12 protein-coding genes are annotated in these 20,272 nt (G+C 70.8%); 8 read left to right on the top strand and 4 right to left on the bottom strand.

Annotated features, from left to right (window positions below):
• Positions 1–135: 135 nt before the first annotated feature.
• Entirely contained in the window at positions 136–585 is a 450-nt protein-coding gene (locus tag ACFYR0_RS18550) for a VOC family protein (RefSeq protein WP_389328662.1), read from the bottom strand.
• A gap of 31 nt (positions 586–616) precedes the next feature.
• A complete protein-coding gene (locus ACFYR0_RS18545; RefSeq protein WP_389328659.1) occupies positions 617–1,129 on the bottom strand; it encodes a pyridoxamine 5'-phosphate oxidase family protein in 513 nt (170 codons plus the stop codon).
• Between the two features lie 120 nt (positions 1,130–1,249).
• On the opposite strand from ACFYR0_RS18545, the gene ACFYR0_RS18540 reads away from it, so the two are divergent.
• Complete coding sequence (locus ACFYR0_RS18540) at positions 1,250–4,249, top strand: bifunctional [glutamine synthetase] adenylyltransferase/[glutamine synthetase]-adenylyl-L-tyrosine phosphorylase (RefSeq protein ID WP_389328656.1); 3,000 nt, start codon at positions 1,250–1,252, stop codon at positions 4,247–4,249.
• Positions 4,250–4,491: 242 nt separating this feature from the next.
• On the opposite strand, the gene ACFYR0_RS18535 is transcribed toward ACFYR0_RS18540, so the two are convergent.
• Both ACFYR0_RS18535 and ACFYR0_RS18530 read right to left on the bottom strand, forming a co-directional pair.
• The gene (locus tag ACFYR0_RS18535; protein WP_389328653.1) at positions 4,492–5,349 is read right to left on the bottom strand and encodes a phosphatase PAP2 family protein; all 858 of its coding nucleotides are present in this window, start codon (positions 5,347–5,349) and stop codon (positions 4,492–4,494) included.
• 98 nt (positions 5,350–5,447) lie between these two features.
• A complete protein-coding gene (locus ACFYR0_RS18530; protein WP_386384966.1) occupies positions 5,448–6,482 on the bottom strand; it encodes a LacI family DNA-binding transcriptional regulator in 1,035 nt (344 codons plus the stop codon).
• A gap of 380 nt (positions 6,483–6,862) precedes the next feature.
• Between ACFYR0_RS18530 and ACFYR0_RS18525 the strand changes: the two genes are divergently transcribed.
• The 7 genes from ACFYR0_RS18525 (at position 6,863) to pulA (ending at position 20,258) form a co-directional block, all read left to right on the top strand.
• Positions 6,863–8,134, top strand: a complete 1,272-nt coding sequence (locus ACFYR0_RS18525) for an extracellular solute-binding protein (protein WP_389328649.1) — start codon at positions 6,863–6,865, stop codon at positions 8,132–8,134.
• 113 nt (positions 8,135–8,247) lie between these two features.
• Positions 8,248–9,252, top strand: a complete 1,005-nt coding sequence (locus ACFYR0_RS18520; RefSeq protein ID WP_386384962.1) for a carbohydrate ABC transporter permease — start codon at positions 8,248–8,250, stop codon at positions 9,250–9,252.
• A gap of 13 nt (positions 9,253–9,265) precedes the next feature.
• On the top strand, positions 9,266–10,180 hold the full coding sequence (locus tag ACFYR0_RS18515; protein ID WP_389328645.1) for a sugar ABC transporter permease: 915 nt from the start codon (positions 9,266–9,268) through the stop codon (positions 10,178–10,180).
• Positions 10,181–10,381: 201 nt separating this feature from the next.
• A complete protein-coding gene (locus ACFYR0_RS18510) occupies positions 10,382–12,061 on the top strand; it encodes a glycoside hydrolase family 13 protein (RefSeq protein ID WP_389328642.1) in 1,680 nt (559 codons plus the stop codon).
• Between the two features lie 310 nt (positions 12,062–12,371).
• Positions 12,372–13,214: a tetratricopeptide repeat protein gene (locus ACFYR0_RS18505; RefSeq protein WP_389328639.1), complete on the top strand. Its 843-nt coding sequence runs from the start codon at positions 12,372–12,374 to the stop codon at positions 13,212–13,214.
• A 120-nt stretch (positions 13,215–13,334) separates the two neighbouring features.
• Entirely contained in the window at positions 13,335–14,708 is a 1,374-nt protein-coding gene (locus ACFYR0_RS18500) for an alpha-amylase family protein (RefSeq protein ID WP_389328636.1), read from the top strand.
• Between the two features lie 132 nt (positions 14,709–14,840).
• On the top strand, positions 14,841–20,258 hold the full coding sequence (gene pulA / locus ACFYR0_RS18495; RefSeq protein WP_389328633.1) for a pullulanase-type alpha-1,6-glucosidase: 5,418 nt from the start codon (positions 14,841–14,843) through the stop codon (positions 20,256–20,258).
• Positions 20,259–20,272 lie beyond the last annotated feature (14 nt).

Here is a 20,272-nt window from a genome sequence, read left to right as displayed (position 1 = left end):
GGGGGGGTGGTCGGGGCTCAAAGGGGGCCCGGGGGGGGGGGGGCCCCCGGGGGGGCGGGGGGGGGGGGGGGGGGGGGGGGGGGGGGGGCCCCCCCCCGCCCCGCCCCCCCGGCCCGGACGGGGAACCGGGGACCGCTACTCGCCCCGCTCCGCCCGTTCCGCCTGCTCGGCCAGCAGCCTGTGCAGCGGTTCCGTCAGCCGGCGCCGGTACTCCTGGATCGACCAGCCGTTGCCGTCCGGGTCCTTGAAGTACATGAAGGTCGCCCCGTCCTCCGGGGTCCACTGCTGGGGCTCGGTGACGTCCAGGCCCCGGCCGGTGAGCTCCTCGTGGGCGGCCTTGGCGTCGGTGACGACCAGCTGGAGCCCGTGGTACGTGCCGGGCTCCGGCATGCCCGTGGGCACCTGGAGGCCGTCCACCAGGGCGATCGAACAGCCCGAACCGGGCGGCGTGAGCTGGACGATCCGCACCCCCGGCATCACCTCGCCGTCCAGGTCGACATGGAAGCCGACCTTGTCCCGGTAGAACTCCTTCGCCCGGTCCACGTCGGTGACCGGAAGAAGGACGACCTCGAGGCTCATCTGCATGGCGTGACTCCCTTGTCGCGTCATCCGAAGGTCAGCCGAACCGCCACCGCGTCTGGCTGAACGGCTCACCCTTACCGAACCCGAAAACCGTGTCCGGCGCCACCGAGTAGACGACGGCGCGCCCGGCGCCGTGGTGGAAATGGCCCTCCCGGACCTCGAAGTGCCAGAAACCGCCGTACTTCGCCTCCCACGCCCCGGCCAGTTCGCGCAGACGTCCCTCGTCCGTCACCCGGACCGCCTCGCCCTCGACCACCACGTCGTAGCCCCGGTCCCAGGTGTTGCTGCCGGTGGTCAGGACGACCCGGGGGTTCGCCGCCAGGTTGCGCGCCTTGCGTTCCTCCGGGCCCGTGCAGAAGTGCAGCGCTCCCCGCGACCAGACCGCGGGGAGCGGAGTGACGTGCGGCCGCCCGTCCGGCCGTACGGTCGAGATCCAGAACAGCTCGGCGGCGGCCAGCAGCCTCTCGGCCTCCGCCCAGTCGGTCGCGGTGGCCGCGGGATCGCTGTACCGGGCGTCCAGGCTGGTCCTCGGGGTCGTGTCGGGCATCGCCTCTCCTTCCGTGCGCCTCCGGTGTGGACCCGTCTCACGGACGGAACTCATCGGCGCCCGTGAGGCGGACTGGGGCTAGTCTCGAACGGACGACCTTGATCGGACGGGAGGCGGGGCATGACGGCGCCGGGGCGCAGGAGCAGTACCTTCACCCGACTGCTGCGGCACGGCTTCACCGATCCGTCCGCCGCCGAACTGCTGCTGGACAGCCCGGAGCTGACCGCCGTACGCAGCGACCCGGTGCTGCTGGAGGCCCTCGGCGGCACCGCCGACCCCGACCTCGCGCTGCACGGCCTGGTCCGGCTGCTGGAGGCGCAGCGCGCGCCCACCGACCGCCGCGAACTGGTGGACACGCTGATAGCGGCCAAGCCGCTGCGCGACCGCCTGCTGGGCGTGCTCGGCGCCTCCGCGGCCCTCGCCGACCACCTCGCCCGGCACCCCGGGGACTGGCGGGCGCTGGTCACCTACGAGCCGCGCGACCTGCACCCGGGCGTGGAGGAGTTCGAGCGCTGCCTCGCCGAGGCCGGCGACCCCGTCGCGCTCCGCGTCGCCTACCGGCGGTGTCTGCTGTCCATCGCGGCCCGTGACGTGTGCGGCACCACCGACCTCGCCCAGACCGCCGCCGAGCTCGCCGACCTCGCCACCGCCACCCTGCGCTCCGCCCTCGCCCAGGCCGGCGCGGCCGCGCCCGGCGACGCGGCGCAGTGCCGGCTCGCGGTGATCGCGATGGGCAAGTGCGGCGGCCACGAGCTGAACTACGTCTCCGACGTCGACGTCATCTTCGTCGCGGAGGCCGCCGAGGGCGCCGAGGAGGACAAGGCGCTGCGCGCGGCCGGCAAGCTGGCCTCGCACATGATGCGGATCTGCTCCGAGACCACCGTCGAGGGCTCCATCTGGCCCGTCGACGCCAACCTGCGCCCCGAGGGCCGCAACGGCCCCCTCGTGCGCACCCTCAGCAGCCACCTCGCCTACTACCAGCGCTGGGCCAAGACCTGGGAGTTCCAGGCCCTGCTCAAGGCCCGCCCGGTGGCCGGCGACCTGGAGCTGGGCGAGGAGTACGTGGCCGCCGTGTCGCCCCTGGTCTGGCAGGCGGCCGAGCGGGAGAACTTCGTCGCCGACGTGCAGAAGATGCGCCGCCGGGTGGTGGAGAACATCCCCGTCGCCGAGCTCGACCGCGAGCTCAAACTCGGTCCCGGCGGACTCAGGGACGTCGAGTTCGCCGTGCAGCTGCTGCAGCTCGTGCACGGCCGCGCCGACGCCACCCTGCGCAGCGGCACCACCCTCGACGCCCTCCAGGCGCTCGCCGCCGGCGGCTACGTGGGCCGCGCCGACGCCGTGCAGCTCGACGAGGCGTACCGCTTCCTGCGCTCGCTGGAACACCGCATCCAGCTCTACCAGCTGCGCCGCACCCACCTCGTCCCCGAGGGCGAGGCCGACCAGCGGCGCCTCGGCCGCTCACTGGGCCTGCGCACCGAACCGGTCGTCGCGCTGAACCGCGAGTGGCGCCGCCACGGCGGTGTGGTGCGCCGACTGCACGAGAAGCTGTTCTACCGCCCGCTGCTGGACGCCGTCGCCCAGCTCGCCCCCGGCGAGGCCCGGCTCAGCGCCGAGGCGGCCCGCGAGCGCCTCATCGCCCTCGGCTACGCCGACCCGGCGGCCGCCCTGCGCCACCTGGAGGCCCTCGCCTCCGGCGTCACCCGCAAGGCCGCCATCCAGCGCACCCTGCTGCCGGTGCTGCTGGGCTGGTTCGCCGACTCCGCCGACCCGGACGCGGGCCTGCTGAACTTCCGCAAGGTCTCCGACGCGCTGGGCAAGACGCCCTGGTACCTGCGGCTGCTGCGGGACGAGGGCGCCGCCGCGCAGAACCTCGCCCGGGTGCTGTCCGCCGGGCGGCTCGCCCCCGACCTGCTGATGCGCGCCCCGGAGGCGGTCGCGCTGCTCGGCGACGGGGACGGCGCGGGCCTCGCGCCGCGCACCCGGGCCCATCTGGAGCAGGAGACCCTCGCCGCGGTGGGCCGCGCGGACGACGCCGAGCACGGGGTCAGAGCCGCGCGCGGGGTGCGCCGCCGTGAGCTCTTCCGCACCTGCGCCGCCGACATCGTCAGCTCCTACGGCACCGAGGCCCAGCCCGCCGAGCCCGACCAGGGAGCACTGGTGGACCGGGTCGGGGGAGCGGTCTCCGACCTCACCGCCGCCACCCTCGCGGGCACCCTGCGCGCGGTCGTCCGGGCTGGCTGGGGCGACACCCTGCCCACCCGCTTCACGATCATCGGCATGGGCCGCTTCGGCGGCCACGAGCTGGGCTACGGCTCCGACGCCGATGTCGTCTTCGTGCACGAGCCGCGCGAGGGCGTCCCCGAGCAGGAGGCGGCGAACGCGGCCAACAAGGTCGTCTCCGAGATGCGCCGTCTGCTCCAGATCCCCAGCGCCGACCCGCCCCTGCTGATCGACGCCGACCTGCGCCCCGAGGGCAAGTCCGGGCCGCTCGTGCGCACCCTGAAGTCGTACGAGGCGTACTACCGCCGCTGGTCCCTGGTCTGGGAGTCGCAGGCGCTGCTGCGGGCCGAGCCGGTGGCCGGGGACGAGGACCTCGGGCGGCGCTTCGTCGAGCTCGTCGACCCCCTGCGCTACCCCGCCGGCGGCCTGGACGAGGACGCCGTACGGGAGATCCGGCGGCTGAAGGCGCGGATGGAGTCCGAGCGGATGCCGCGCGGCGCCGACCCCAAGCTGCACACCAAGCTGGGGCCCGGCGGCCTGTCCGACGTGGAGTGGACCGTGCAGCTGCTCCAGATGCGGCACGGGGCCCGGCAGCCGGGGCTGCGGACCACCCGCACCCGTAAGGCGCTGGCCGCGGCACGGGAGGCGGGGCTGCTGTCCGAGGACGACGCGAGCACCCTGGACGAGGCGTGGGTGCTGGCCACCCGGGTGCGCAACGCCGTGATGCTGGTGCGCGGGCGGGCCGGGGACACCTTCCCCTCCGACGCGCGCGAGCTGGCCGCGGTGGGCCGCTACCTCGGCTACGGACCCGGGCACGTGGGGGACATGCTGGACGGCTACCGGCGGACCATGCGCCGGGCCCGCACGGTGGTGGACGAGCTGTTCTACGCGGACCGGTAGGGCCCGCCGGGACCAGGAGCAGGCCCCGGTGCCTCAGGGTTCGGCGGGGGCCTCGCGGCGGGGTCCCGGGGGCGCTCAGGGTTTGGCCGGGGGCCCCGGAACGAGGTCCGGGGGCGCTCAGGGTTTGGCCGGGGGCCCCGGAACGAGGTCCCGGGGCGCTCAGGGTTTGGCCGGGGTTCCGGAACGAGGTCCGGGGGCGCTCAGGGTTTGGCCGGGGGCCCCGGAACGAGGTCCCGGGGCGCTCAGGGTTTGGCCGGAATCCGCTGTTCGCCCTTGGGTGGCACCAGCCGCGGCAGGGAGTGCGGCAGCGCTCCGTACCACAGGCGCGCCACCAGGTAGCCGAACGCCAGGCACAGGATGCCGCCCACCGCGTCCAGCCAGAAGTGGTTGGCCGTGGCGACGATGACGACCAGGGTGAGCGCCGGGTAGAGCAGGCCCAGCACCCTGGCCCAGGGGACCGCGGCCAGCGCGAAGACGGTCAGTCCGCACCACAGCGACCAGCCGATGTGCATCGACGGCATCGCGGCGTACTGGTTCGACATGTTCTTCAGGTCGCCGGAGGCCATCGAGCCCCAGGTCTGGTGGACCAGGACCGTGTCGACGAAGCCGCCGCCGGTCATCAGCCGGGGCGGGGCGAGCGGATACAGGTAGTAACCGACCAGCGCCACACCGGTGGTGGCGAACAGCACCGTCCTGGTCGCCGCGTAACGCCCCGGGTGACTACGGTAGAGCCACACCAGAACACCCAGCGTGATCACGAAGTGCAGGGTGGCGTAGTAGTAGTTCATGCCGACGACGAGCCAAGTCACGCCGTTCACCGCGTGGTTCACGGAGTGCTCGAAGGCCAGGCCCAGCTGGTGCTCGAACCGCCAGATCCAGTCGGCGTTGCGCAGCGCCTCGGCCCTCTGCTCCGGGACCGCGTTGCGGATCAGCGAGTACGTCCAGTAACTCACCGCGATCAGCAGGATCTCGAACCACAGACGGGGCCTTCGCGGGGCGCGCACCCGGCGCAGCAGCCGCTGCCCGGGCGTGTCCGCGACAGGCTGCGGGACGGCCTCTTCCAGGCGTTCCTGCTGCGTCGTCACGGTCGTCTCACCCATGGGCACAGAGTCTGCCAGACAATAGTTACGCCACCGATCATCCTCTGGGCCGGTCCGGAGCGCACCTCAAAAGCGCACCAGAAGGGACCGTCTCCATCTTAGGGACGATTGCGGTCCCCGGGGGCGGAGGCGGTCGAACCGCGCACCACCAGCTCGGGCATGAACACGAACTCGCTGTGCGGGGCGGGCGTTCCGCCGATCTCCTCCAGCAGCGTGCGCACGGCGGCCTGGCCCATCGCCGGGACCGGCTTGCGCACGGTGGTCAGCGGCGGGTCGGTGAACGCGATCAGCGGGGAGTCGTCGAAGCCGACCACCGAGATGTCGTGCGGCACGGACAGGCCCCGCTGCCGGGCGGCCCTTATGGCGCCGAGCGCCATCATGTCGCTGGCGCACACCACCGCCGTGCAGTCGCGGTCGATGAGCGCGGTCGCGGCCGCCTGGCCGCCCTCCAGCGTGTACAGAGAGTGCTGGACCAGCTCCGTCTCGATCGTCTCGGCCGGCAGCCCCAGCTGTTCCTGCATGGTGCGCACGAACCCGTCGATCTTGCGCTGCACCGGCACGAACCGCTTCGGCCCGAGGGCCAGGCCGATCCGGGTGTGGCCCAGCGAGGCCAGGTGCGTGACCGCCAGCTGCATCGCCGCGCGGTCGTCGGGGGAGATGAACGGCGCCTGCACCTTCGGCGAGAAACCGTCCACGAGCACGAAGGGCACGCCCTGCGCCCGCAGCTGCTCGTAGCGCTGCATGTCGGCGGTGGTGTCGGCGTGCAGCCCGGAGACGTAGATGATCCCGGCGACCCCGCGGTCGACCAGCATCTCGGTGAGCTCGTCCTCGGTGGAGCCGCCCGGTGTCTGCGTGGCGAGCACCGGGGTGTAGCCCTGGCGGGTCAATGCCTGGCCGATGACCTGCGCCAGGGCCGGGAATATCGGGTTCTCCAGCTCGGGCGTGATCAGTCCGACCAGGCCCGCGCTGCGCTGGCGCAGCCGGACGGGGCGCTCGTAGCCGAGCACGTCGAGGGCGGCCAGCACGGACTGGCGGGTGGTGGCGGCGACGCCCGGCTTCCCGTTGAGGACGCGGCTGACGGTCGCTTCGCTCACCCCCGCCTGCGCAGCGATGTCAGCAAGCCGTGTGGTCACGGCAGTGGACTGTACCGCTCGTATGTCGCCTTGCACACCAACCGGACGCCGGGTGCGTGCGATCGACCGGCGCACCGGTGGTTGCTGTGGCATGGCGTCCCCTCGTGAAACGTACGGCAAGAGCTTGCAGAGTCTTGCACAAGTGTTCCTCGCCGCGCTGATCACCTGCAATACCGGGTCTCGCGACAGTGGAGAACAGGTCACGCCGACGTAACGCCTGAGATCCCTTGCACTTTTTTTCTGCAAGGTCTTTCGCGCCGCTTACATGGCTGTTACGTTCCAGTCGCCCGGCGGCCGCAAAGGCGCAGTCGGCAAGACACGGGGAGACGGGCGGGACCGTCACCCCTGGCAACACGGGCTTTCACCCTCAAGGAGAACTCATGCGGCGTGGCATAGCGGCCAGCGCGCTGGTGGCGTCCCTCGCCCTCGCGGCGACGGCCTGCGGCGGCGGCAGTGACAGCGGCGACAAGGCCGACGGCCCGGTCACCATCACCTGGTGGGACACCTCCAACGCGACCAACGAGGCGCCGACGTACCAGGCCCTGGTCAAGAAGTTCGAGGCGGCCAACAAGGACGTCAAGGTCAAGTACGTCAACGTCCCCTTCGACCAGGCGCAGAACAAGTTCGACACCGCCGCCGGTTCCAAGGGTGCCCCGGACATCCTGCGCTCCGAGGTCGGCTGGACCCCCGCCTTCGCCAAGAAGGGTTACTTCCTGCCGCTGGACGGCACCGAGGCCCTCGCGGACCAGGCCAAGTTCAAGACCAACCTGATCGAGCAGGCCAAGTACGAGGGCAAGACCTACGGTGTTCCGTTCGTCACGGACACCCTGGCCCTGGTCTACAACAAGGCTCTGTTCGAGAAGGCCGGCGTCGAGGCGCCGCAGACCTGGGACGAGCTGAAGAAGGCCGCCGCCACGATCAAGGCGAAGACCGGCGTCGACGGCTACTGGGGCTCCACCCAGGCCTACTACGCCCAGTCCTTCCTGTACGGCGAGGGCACCGACACCGTCGACGCCGCCGCCAAGAAGATCACGGTCAACTCGCCCGAGGCGAAGAAGGCCTACGGCACCTGGCTGGACCTCTTCGACGGCAAGGGCCTGCACAAGGCCGACACCACCGCCGACGCGTACGCCCACATCCAGGACGCGTTCGTCAACGGCAAGGTCGCCGCGATCATCCAGGGTCCGTGGGAGATCACCAACTTCTACAAGGGCTCCGCGTTCAAGGACAAGGCCAACCTGGGCATCACCACCGTCCCGGCGGGCTCCAGCGGCAAGGCGGGCGCCCCGACCGGCGGCCACAACCTCTCCGTGTACGCCGGCTCCGACGAGGCCCACCAGAAGGCCGCGCTGAAGTTCGTGAACTTCATGACCTCGGCCAAGGCCCAGGAGACCATCGCGCTGAAGAACTCCACGCTTCCCACGCGCGACGACGCCTACACGGCGCAGGTCAAGGCCGACCCGGGCATCGCCGGCTACGGGGTCGTCCTGGCCGCCGCCCAGCCGCGCCCGGCCCTGCCCGAGTACAGCTCCCTGTGGGGTCCGCTGGACACCGAGCTGCCCGCCATCGCCGGTGGCAAGAAGTCCCTGGACAAGGGCCTGAGCAGCGCTGAGACCTCCATCGCCAAGCTGGTGCCGGACTTCAGCAAGTGACCGCCCGTGGCCGCCGGGACGCCCCGATCATGGTGGGGGGAGCGTCCCGGCGGCCGCCGGCCTGTGCGCCGTACTCCCCGTGATCTTTTTGATCTTCCAGAAGGTGTCGAACCATGACAGTCGCCATCGATCGAGCGACCGGCAAGCGCCGCGGTGACCGCGCGCCCCGGCCCGGCCTCGGGCAGCGCTTGAAGCACGCCTACGAGAAGCACTGGTACGCCTACGCCATGATCACCCCGGTGGCGATCGTGCTCGGCATCCTCGTGCTGTATCCGCTGGCGTACGGCTTCTACCTGACGCTCACCGACGCCAACAGCCTCAACACGGGGCGCACCATCGGCGTCAACGAGATCGAGGCGACGTACAAGTTCATCGGGCTCGACAACTACGCCGACATCCTCTGGGGTCCGACCGCCTACGACCGGTTCTGGTCCCACTTCGTCTGGACGATCGTCTGGACGGCCGTCTGTGTGGCCCTGCACTACACCATCGGCCTCGGCCTCGCCCTGCTGCTCAACCAGAAGCTGCGCGGCCGCACCTTCTACCGGCTGATCCTGATCCTGCCGTGGGCGGTCCCCACCTTCGTCACCGTCTTCGGCTGGCGGTTCATGCTCGCCGACAGCGGCGTGGTCAACTCCGCCCTGGAGTTCCTGCACCTGCCGACGCCGGCCTGGCTGGAGGACACCTTCTGGCAGCGGTTCGCGGCGATCATGGTCAACACCTGGTGCGGTGTCCCGTTCATGATGGTCTCGCTGCTCGGCGGCCTCCAGTCCATCGACGGCTCGCTCTACGAGGCCGCGGAGATGGACGGCGCCAGCGCCTGGCAGCGCTTCCGCTACGTGACCCTGCCGGGCCTGCGCTCGGTCAGCTCCACCGTCGTCCTGCTCGGCGTGATCTGGACGTTCAACCAGTTCGCCGTGATCTTCCTGCTGTTCGGCAACACCGCCCCGGACGCCCAGATCCTCGTGACCTGGGCCTACTACCTGGGCTTCGGACAGCAGCCGCGCGACTTCGCGCAGTCCGCGGCCTACGGCATCCTGCTGCTGGCCATCCTGATCGTCTTCACCTCCTTCTACCGCCGCTGGCTCAACCGCAACGACCAGCAGCTCGCGATCTGAGGCAGGAGCTCACATGAGTACGACCACAGTCGAGACCTCCGCCCAGGAGAAGACCGGGACCGGCCGCCTGTCCGAGCCCAGGGGCGGCACGCGCCGCCGGGGCAGCCGCAGCCTGCTGGGCTCCCTCGCCTCCCACGGCATCCTCATAGCGGGCAGCCTGATCGCGCTGTTCCCGATCGCCTGGCTGGTCTTCCTGTCGCTGGGCCCGGACAAGGACGACTACCTGCACCCCGGTGACATCTGGGGGAAGATGACGTTCAGCAACTACACGTTCGTGCTGACGGAGACCAACTTCTTCGAGTGGATGAAGAGCTCGCTCATCGTCTCGCTCGGCACCACGGTCATCGGCGTGATGATCGCCGCGACCACCGGCTACGCCGTCTCGCGGATGCGCTTCCCCGGCTACAAGAAGTTCATGTGGGTGCTTCTGGTGACCCAGATGTTCCCGATCGCCGTGCTGATCGTCCCGATGTACCAGATCCTGTCCGACCTTCAGCTGATCGACAGCTACCTCGGCCTGATCATGGTCTACTGTTCGACCGCGGTGCCCTACTGCGCCTGGCTGCTGAAGGGCTACTTCGACACCATCCCCTTCGAGATCGACGAAGCCGGCCGCGTCGACGGGCTCTCCCCGTTCGGCACCTTCTTCCGGCTGATCCTGCCGCTGGCCAAGCCCGGTCTCGCGGTCGCCGCCTTCTACAGCTTCATCACCGCATTCGGTGAGGTCGCCTTCGCCTCGACGTTCATGCTGAGCGACACCAAGTACACCTTCGCGGTCGGTCTGCAGAGCTTCGTCAGCGAGCACGACGCCCAGCGCAACCTGATGGCCGCCACCGCGGTCCTGGTCGCCATACCCGTCTCCGCGTTCTTCTACCTCGTGCAGAAGAACCTCGTGACCGGCCTGACCGCGGGCGGCACGAAGGGGTAGGCGCGGAGAGGGGAACCGGCCGCCGCCGGTCGTGCGCGGCTCTCGTCGCGACCGGTCGCGCAGGTTCCCCGCGCCCCCCAGGGCGTCGCCCCAGGGACCCGAGGCGGCCACGGTGGCCATCCGACCCCGCTGCCACCGCGGCCGCCTCGTCAACCCGTACCCGAAGCCCACATGACATCCACTCAGTTACCCAAGGACGCCATGAGCCAGCATTCCGCCGACCCGGCACCGAACTCCGCCGTCGCCACCGTCGCCAAGCGCCGCGACTGGTGGCGGGACGCGGTGATCTACCAGGTCTATCCGCGCAGCTTCGCCGACAGCAACGGCGACGGCATGGGCGACCTGGAAGGCGTACGCTCCCGTCTCCCGTACCTGCGCGACCTCGGCGTGGACGCCGTGTGGCTCAGCCCCTTCTACGCCTCCCCGCAGGCCGACGCCGGCTACGACGTGGCCGACTACCGCGCCGTCGACCCGATGTTCGGCAACCTCCTGGACGCCGACGCGCTGATCCGCGACGCCCACGGCCTGGGCCTGCGCATCATCGTCGACCTGGTGCCCAACCACTCCTCCGACCAGCACGAGTGGTTCAAGCGCGCCCTCGCGGAGGGCCCCGGCTCGCCGAGCCGGGACCGCTACCACTTCCGCCCCGGCAAGGGCGAGAACGGCGAACTGCCGCCCAACGACTGGGAGTCCATCTTCGGCGGCCCCGCCTGGACCCGGGTCACCGAGCCCGACGGCACCCCGGGCGAGTGGTACCTGCACCTGTTCGCCCCCGAGCAGCCCGACTTCAACTGGGAGCACCCGGCCGTCGGCGACGAGTTCCGCTCGATCCTGCGCTTCTGGCTGGACATGGGCGTGGACGGTTTCCGTATCGACGTCGCCCACGGCATGGTCAAGGCGGCCGGTCTGCCCGACCTCGGCTCCCACGATCAGCTCAAGCTGCTGGGCAACGATGTCATGCCGTTCTTCGACCAGGACGGCGTCCACGACATCTACCGGCAGTGGCGTCTGATCCTCGACGAGTACTCCGGCGAGCGCATCTTCGTCGCCGAGGCGTGGACCCCGACCGTGGAGCGCACCGCCAACTACGTGCGTCCCGACGAGTTGCACCAGGCCTTCAACTTCCAGTACCTGGGCACCGAATGGGACGCCGAGGAGCTGCGCACGGTCGTCGACCGCACCCTGGAGGCCATGCGCCCGGTGGGTGCCCCCGCGACCTGGGTGCTGTCCAACCACGACGTCACCCGGCACGCCACCCGCTTCGCCAACCCGCCCGGCCTCGGCACCCAGATCCGCACGGCGGGCGACCGCGAGCTCGGCCTGCGCCGCGCCCGCGCCGCCTCCCTGCTGATGCTGGCGCTGCCCGGCTCGGCCTACGTCTACCAGGGCGAGGAGCTCGGCCTGCCGGACGTCGTCGACCTGCCCGACGAGGCGCGCCAGGACCCGGCGTTCTTCCGCGGCGCGGGCCAGGACGGCTTCCGCGACGGCTGCCGGGTGCCGATCCCGTGGACCCGCACCGGTTCCTCCTTCGGCTTCGGCTCCGGCGGCAGCTGGCTGCCCCAGCCGGCCGCCTGGGGCGAGCTGAGCGTCGAGGCCCAGACCGGCGAGGCCGGCTCCACGCTGGAGCTGTACCGCGCGGCCCTCGCGGCGCGCCGCGAGCACGCTGACCTCGGCGCGGGCGACTCGGTGGAGTGGCTGCGCGCGCCCGAGGGCGTCCTGGCCCTGCGCCGCGGCGACTTCGTGTGTGTCGCCAACACCACGGGCGAGTCGGTGACCACCCCCGCCTACGGCCGCGTCCTGCTGTCCAGCGGCGAGATCGCGGAGACCGACGGCGAGACCAAGGTGCCCGCCGACACGACCGTGTGGTTCACGACGGCCTGACCCCGTACGCGCCACCGCCTCAGGGCCCGCCCCCGGTTCACCACCGGCGGCGGGCCCTGCCGTGTGTCCGGGGCGCCGTCGGATGTCCTGCCGTGCGCCCGGAGGTTGCCTTCCGGTGCCTTGCCCTGTGTGTCCGGGGTGCGTTCTGGTGTCCTGCCGTGTGTCGGGGGTGCGTTCCGGTGCTCTGCCGTGTGTCGGGGGTGTGTTCCTGTGTCCCGCCGCGCGTCCAGGGTGCTTCTGAGGTGTCCCGCCGTGCGTCCAGGGTGCCCTGCCGCCCACCGAATGGGCATGTTCACGTAATCTCCGGCGGGTGAAGCTTCCCGCCCCGCCCTCCTTCCGCTCGCGACGGCTCACCGCCTCCGTGCGTCACGTCGCCGAGCTCGCGAAGGAGGGCAGGTACGAGGAGGCCGAGGCCGAGGCCAGAGCCTGCGAGGCGGCGGCCCGGCGGCTGTGGCGGCAGAACCGCCGCCTCAGGTTCACCTGGTACGCGAGGACGCTGGCCACGACGCTGGCCTGCGTCCACGGGCGCGGCGACGAGGTGCTGGCCGAGATGGAGACCCTCGTCGCGGAGCTGGACGGTACGGCGGGATCGCTGCGCCGCCTCCAACTGCTGGTCCGCCACAACCGCGCGGCGGTCCTCGGCCTGCAGGGGCGGCACGCCGAGGCCGAGGCGGAGCTGCAGTCCGTGCTGCGTGAGCTGACCCATCACAAGCGTGTGGCGGCGGTCTGGAACGTGGAACTGGTCGTGCTGGACAGCCTGGCCGAGGCACTGTGCGGGCTGGGACGCCACGAGGAGGCCGAGGCCATCGCCCGGGGGAACCAGCCCCGCGCCGAGGGCGCGGAGGGCGTCGAGGGTACGGGGGCGGCGCTGCACTGCACCCTGGTGCGCAGCCTGAACGGCCAGGGCCGGTTCGCCGAAGCCCTCGCCGAGGCGAGCCGGTTCACCCCGAAGTGGGAGCGGGGCCACGCCGGGAAGCTGGACCTCGTGACAGCGGCCGCCCTGCACGGCCTGGGCCGTGACGGCGAGGCGGAGGCCGCGGCCCGGCAGGCGCTGACCTGCTGCGAGACCCACCTCCACCCCTCCCACCCCCGCCTGGCGGAGGCCCCTGCCCTGCTGGCCCTCATCACCGCCGGGCCCGGCACGCCTTCGTAAGTTCTTGCAGCAACTTCCGCCGGAGCGCTGCCCTTTTGGCCAGCGGGCCTCTAACATCTGGCCACCGCAAGGTTTCTGAAAGATTTCAGAGAACCCCCTTCAATGACGAAGGACCCCCACATGGTCAGAAGGATCGTCGCGGGCGCCGCAGCGCTCGCCGCCGGGGCAGCCGTGCTGATACCCGGCTCCGCCCAGGCCTCCCCGCCGGGCACGAAGGACGTCACCGCGGTGATGTTCGAGTGGAAGTTCTCCTCGGTCGCCACCGAGTGCACCAACCGCCTCGGCCCCGCCGGATACGGCTATGTGCAGGTCTCCCCGCCTGCCGAGCACATCCAGGGCTCCCAGTGGTGGACCTCGTACCAGCCCGTCAGCTACAAGATCGCCGGGCGGCTCGGTGACGCCACCGCCTTCCGCAACATGATCAACACATGTCACGCGGCCGGGGTGAAGGTCGTCGTCGACACCGTCATCAACCACATGGCGGCCGTCAACGGCACCGGCACCGGCGGCTCGTCGTACACGAAGTACAACTACCCGGGCCTGTACTCGTCCAACGACTTCGACAACTGCACCGCGTCGATCACCAACTACCAGGACCGCTGGCACGTCCAGAACTGCGAACTGGTCGGCCTCGCGGACCTCGACACCGGCGAGGACCACGTCCGCTCCGCCATCGCCGGCTACATGAACACCCTGCTGTCCTACGGCGTGGACGGCTTCCGCGTGGACGCGGCCAAGCACATCCCGGCCGCCGACCTCGCCAACATCAAGTCCCGGCTCAGCAACCCGTCGGTCTACTGGAAGCAGGAGGCCATCTACGGCGCCGGGGAGGCCGTCCAGCCGTCCGAGTACACCGGCAACGGCGACGTCCAGGAGTTCCGCTACGCCTACGACCTCAAGCGGGTCTTCAACAACGAGCGGCTCGCCTACCTGAAGAACTTCGGGGAGGGCTGGGGCTACATGAGCAGCGGCGTCTCCGGTGTCTTCGTCGACAACCACGACACCGAGCGCAACGGCTCCACCCTCAGCTACAAGGACAACGCCAACTACACGATGGCCAACGTCTTCATGCTGGCGTGGCCGTACGGCGCCCCGGACATCAACTCCGGCTACGAGTTCTCCGACATCGACGCCGGACCTCCGAACGGCGGCCAGGTCGACGCCTGCTGGCAGAACGGCTGGAAGTGCCAGCACGCCTGGCCGGAGATCCAGCGCATGGTCGCCTTCCGCAACGCCACCCGCGGCCAGGCCGTCACCAACTGGTGGGACAACGGCTACCAGGCGATCGGCTTCGGCCGCGGCAGCAAGGGCTACGTGGCCATCAACCACGAGTCGTCCTCGCTGACCCGCACGTACCAGACCTCGCTGCCCGCGGGCACGTACTGCAACGTACAGAACAACACGCCGGTGACGGTCAACTCCTCCGGGCAGTTCACCGCCACGCTGAGCCCGAACACGGCCCTGGCCGTCTACGCGGGCAAGTCCTCCTGCTGAGCAGCCGACCCGGCAAGGGTCGTGAAATTCCTTTCCGTTACTTTCACGGCCCTTGCTGCAAGCGTTGCGTCAGAGGTACGGTCCGCGCGGGGTCGGACCCGAATGAGCCGTAATCGCAAGGAGTTCACACCTGTGATACCCAGATGGACGGCGCCTGGGACGCGCCGCACCGCGCAGGGCGGACAGGGCAGGAGGACAGCGGCGGTCGCCGTCGCCGCGCTCGCCGCGGCCCTGGTCCAGCCGCTCGCCGCCGAGGCCGCCACGCCGCCGCCTCCGCCCTCGGACGCGGCCCTCGCCAAGGCGGCCGCGCGCCACGACCTCACCCGTGAGCAGTTCTACTTCGTGCTCCCGGACCGCTTCGCCAACGGCGACGCCTCCAACGACCGCGGCGGGCTCACCGGTTCCCGCCTCACCACCGGGTACGACCCCACCGACAAGGGCTTCTACCAGGGCGGCGACCTCAAGGGTCTGACCAAGCGCCTCGACTACATCAAGGGCCTGGGCACCACCTCCATCTGGATGGCGCCCATCTTCAAGAACCAGCCCGTGCAGGGCACCGGCGCGAACGCGTCGGCCGGCTACCACGGCTACTGGATCACCGACTTCACCCAGGTCGACCCGCACTTCGGCACCAACGCCGACCTCGAGAAGCTCATCGACGCGGCGCACGCCAAGGGGATGAAGGTCTTCTTCGACGTCATCACCAACCACACCGCCGACGTCGTCGACTACGAGGAGAAGTCCTACGGCTACCTCTCCAAGGGCGCCTTCCCGTACCTGACGAAGGAAGGCCGCCCCTTCGACGACGCCGACTACGCGGCGGGCGGCAGCCGCTTCCCGCGCGTGGACAAGGACTCCTTCCCGCGCACCCCGACGGTCCCCGCGGCCAAGAGGAACGTCAAGGTCCCCTCCTGGCTCAACGACACGCGGATGTACCACAACCGCGGCGACTCGACCTTCGCCGGGGAGAACGCCCTGCACGGCGACTTCTCCGGCCTGGACGACCTGTGGACCGAGCGCCCCGAGGTCGTCACCGGCATGGAGCGCATCTACCAGCGCTGGGTGCGCGACTTCGACATCGACGGCTTCCGCATCGACACGGTCAAGCACGTCAACCTGGAGTTCTGGACCCAGTGGGCCACCGCGCTGGACGCCTACGCCAAGGCCCAGGGCCGCGACGACTTCTTCATGTTCGGCGAGGTCTACTCCGCCGACACCTCCATCACCTCGCCGTACGTCACCCAGGGCCGCCTCGACTCCACCCTCGACTTCCCCTTCCAGGAGGCGGCACGGCAGTACGCCTCCCAGGGCGGCAGCGCCAAGAAGCTCGCCGCCGTCTTCGGTGACGACTACAAGTACACGACCGACAAGGCCAACGCCTACGAGCAGGTCAGCTTCCTCGGCAACCACGACATGGGCCGCATCGGGACGTTCCTGAAGCAGGACAACCCGAACGCCTCCGACGCCGAGCTGCTGAAGAAGGACCGGCTCGCCAACGAGCTGATGTTCCTCAGCCGCGGCAACCCGGTCGTCTACTACGGCGACGAGCAGGGCTTCACCGGCGCGGGCGGCGACAAGGACGCCCGCCAGACGATGTTCGCCTCGCGCACCGCCGACTACCTCGACGACGACCAGCTCGGCACGGCCCGTACGCACGCCAGCGACGCGTACGACACCAGGGCGCCGCTCTACCGGCGGATCAGCGCGCTCGCCAAGCTCCGCAAGGCCAACCCGGCCCTCGCCGACGGCATCCAGACCGAGCGCTACTCCGCCGACGGGGCGGGTGTCTACGCCTTCTCCCGCACCGACGCGAAGACCGGCACCGAGTACGTCGTCGCCTTCAACAACGCGGGCGAGGCGAAGTCGGCGACCTTCGCGACCGGCGCCGCGGCCATGCGCTACAACGGCATCTACGGTGCCTCGGGCGCGCTGACCTCGGACGCCGACCGCAAGGTCACCGTCACCGTCCCGGCCGGCTCCGCCGTGGTCTACAAGGCCGCCGCCCGGCCGGCCGCCCCCGCCGTCAAGCCCACGCTGACCCTCGAGGCCCCCGCCGCCGGTGCCACCGGCACCGTCGAGCTGACCGCCGACGTCGAGGGCGGACAGCTCAACCGCGTGGTCTTCGCCGCCCAGACCGGCACCGGCGCCTGGCGCGTCCTCGGCTCCGCCGACCACGCCCCGTACAAGGTCACCCAGGTCATCGGCAAGGACGTGCCGGCCGGCACGGCCCTGCGCTACAAGGCCGTCGTGATCGACTCGGCCGGCCGCACGGCCGCCGCCACCGCCGCCTCCACCACCGGCACCGCGCCGGCCGAGGAGATCCCCAGCGCGTCCTCGCGCGACTACGCGGTCGTCCACTACAAGCGCGCGGACGGCGACTACGCCGACTGGGGCCTGTACCCCTGGGGCGACATCGCCGAGGGCGAGGGGAAGAACTGGCCGGACAGCCACCCCTTCACCGGCCGCGACGCCTACGGGGCCTTCGCCTACGTCAAGCTCAAGCCGGGCGCCTCGAACGTCGGCTTCCTGGTGATCGACAAGCAGGGCAACAAGGACGTCTCCGCCGACCGCTCCATCGACGTCACCAAGACCGGTGAGATCTGGATCGAGCAGGGCAAGGACACCGTCCTCACCGAGCGCCCGGCCGCCGAGTACCCGGCCCCGGACAAGTCCAAGGCCGTCCTGCACTACCACCGCGCCGACGGCGACTACGACGGCTGGGGCCTGCACACCTGGACCGGTGCCGCGAACCCCACCGAGTGGTCGAACCCCCTGAAGCCGGTGAAGACTGATGCCTATGGCGCTGTCTTCGAGGTGCCGCTCACCGAGGGTGCCACCAGCCTCAGCTACATCCTGCACAAGGGCGACGAGAAGGACCTGCCCGCCGACCAGTCCCTGGACCTCGCCGCGAACGGGCACGAGGTGTGGCTGTTGAGCGGCCAGGAGAAGTACCTGCTCCCGCAGCCCGAGGGCTCCGCGGCCGCGCTCGACCTGACCACCTCCAAGGCGGTCTGGATCGACCGGAACACGATCGCCTGGAACGGCTCCGAGGCCGCCGCCTCCACCCAGCTGCTCTACTCCCGCACCGGCTCCATCGAGGTCAAGGACGGGGCGCTGACCAGCACCGACGAGCGCTGGCTGCGACTGGGGAAGACCGACCTCACCGACGCCCAGAAGGCGAAGTTCCCGCACCTGCGGAACTACACCGCCTACTCCGTCGACCCCCGTGACCGCGACCGGGTCCGCCAGGCCCTGAACGGACAGCTCGTCGCCGCCCAGCGCGCCGCCAACGGCGCCGTGCTCACCGCGACCGGCGTGCAGATCGCGGGCGTCCTCGACGACCTCTACGACGCGACCGGCGCCGGCCTCGGCCCGGTGTTCAGGAACGGCCGTCCCACCCTGTCGGTCTGGGCCCCCACTGCCCAGAGCGTCGCCCTGGAGCTCGACGGCACCACGGTCGCGATGAGCCGTGACGCCGCGACCGGCGTCTGGTCCGTCACCGGCCCCGCCGGCTGGAAGAACAAGCCGTACCGGTACATCGTGAAGGTGTGGGCGCCCAGCGTCCGCAAGGTCGTCACCAACAAGGTCACCGACCCCTACGCGCTCGCCCTCACCACCGACTCCGAGCGCAGCCTCGTCGTCGACCTCGCCGACAAGTCGCTCACGCCGGACGGCTGGAGCACGTACACCAAGCCCGCGGCCGTCCCGCTGAAGGACGCGCAGATCCAGGAACTGCACGTCCGGGACTTCTCCGTGGAGGACCGGACCGCCAAGAACCCCGGCACCTACCTGGCCTTCGCGGACAAGGACAGCGACGGCTCCAGGCACCTGCGCGACCTGGCCTCGGCCGGCACCTCGTACGTGCACCTGCTGCCCGTGTTCGACATCGCCACGATCCCCGAGAAGAAGTCCGACCAGACCACCCCGGACTGCGACCTGACCTCCTTCGCCGCCGACTCCGAGCAGCAGCAGGAGTGCGTGGCGAAGGCCGCCGCCAAGGACGCCTACAACTGGGGCTACGACCCGTTCCACTACACCGTCCCGGAGGGCTCCTACGCCACCGACCCGAACGGCACCGCCCGCACGGTCGAGTTCCGCAGGATGGTCAAGGCGCTGAACGAGGACGGCCTGCGCGTCGTCATGGACGTCGTCTACAACCACACCGCCTCCAGCGGCCAGGCCAGGACGTCCGTCCTCGACCAGATCGTGCCCGGCTACTACCAGCGCCTGCTGGCCGACGGCTCCGTCGCCAACAGCACCTGCTGCTCCAACACCGCCACCGAGAACGCCATGATGGGCAAGCTCGTCGTCGACTCGGTGGTCACCTGGGCCAGGCAGTACAAGGTCGACGGCTTCCGCTTCGACCTGATGGGCCACCACCCCAAGGCCAACATCCTCGCCGTGCGCAAGGCCCTCGACGCCCTCACCCCCGAGAAGGACGGCGTCGACGGCAAGAAGATCATCCTGTACGGCGAGGGCTGGAACTTCGGCGAGATCGCCGACGACGCCCGCTTCGTCCAGGCCACGCAGCTCAACATGGCCGGCACCGGCATCGCCACCTTCTCCGACCGGGCCCGTGACGCGGTGCGCGGCGGCGGACCCTTCGACTCCGACCCCGGCGTCCAGGGCTTCGCCTCCGGCCTCTACAACGAGCCCAACTCCTCCACGGCGAACGGCACCGAGGCCGAGCAGAGGGCCCGCCTCCTGCACTACCAGGACCTGATCAAGGTCGGGCTGTCCGGCAACCTCGCCGGCTACCGCTTCACCGACACCGGCGGCAAGGAGGTCAAGGGCTCCGAGGTCGACTACAACGGCTCCCCGGCCGGCTACGCGGACGCCCCCGGCGACGCCCTCGCCTACGCCGACGCGCACGACAACGAGTCGCTGTTCGACGCCCTCGCGTTCAAGCTGCCCGACACGGTCGGCGCGGACGAGCGGGCCCGGATGCAGGTCCTCGCGATGGCGACCGCCGCCCTCTCGCAGGGCCCGGCGCTCTCCCAGGCCGGCTCCGACCTGCTGCGCTCCAAGTCGCTGGACCGCAACTCCTACGACAGCGGCGACTGGTTCAACGCCATCCACTGGAACTGCGCCGACGGCAACGGCTTCGGCCGCGGTCTGCCCCCGGCGGCGGACAACGCCTCCAAGTGGCCCTTCGCCAGGCCCCTGCTGGGCAAGCTGAAGGTCGGCTGCGAGCAGATCCAGGGCGCCTCGGCGGCCTACCAGGACCTGCTGAGGATCCGTACGACGGAAGGCGCCTTCTCGCTCGGCACCGCCGAGCAGGTGCAGGCGAAGCTCTCCTTCCCGCTCTCGGGCACCGAGGAGACGCCGGGCGTGATCACCATGCGCCTCGGTGACCTGGTCGTCGTCTTCAACGCCACCCCGCAGGAGCAGCGCCAGCGCCTCGCGGACCTCGCCGGCACCGGCTACGCGCTGCACCCGGTGCAGGCCGCGGGCTCGGACGCCGTGGTGAAGAACGCGGCCTACACCGCGGACTCGGGCACCTTCACGGTCCCGGCCCGCACCGTGGCGGTGTTCACCCGGGCCGGCTGACCCCGGACCGCGCT

It is taken from the genome of Streptomyces sp. NPDC005017 (assembly GCF_042873115.1).
Lineage (GTDB): Bacteria > Actinomycetota > Actinomycetes > Streptomycetales > Streptomycetaceae > Streptomyces.
Note: the sequence above shows the minus strand (reverse complement) of the source record. Positions and strands in the feature narration are given on the sequence as shown.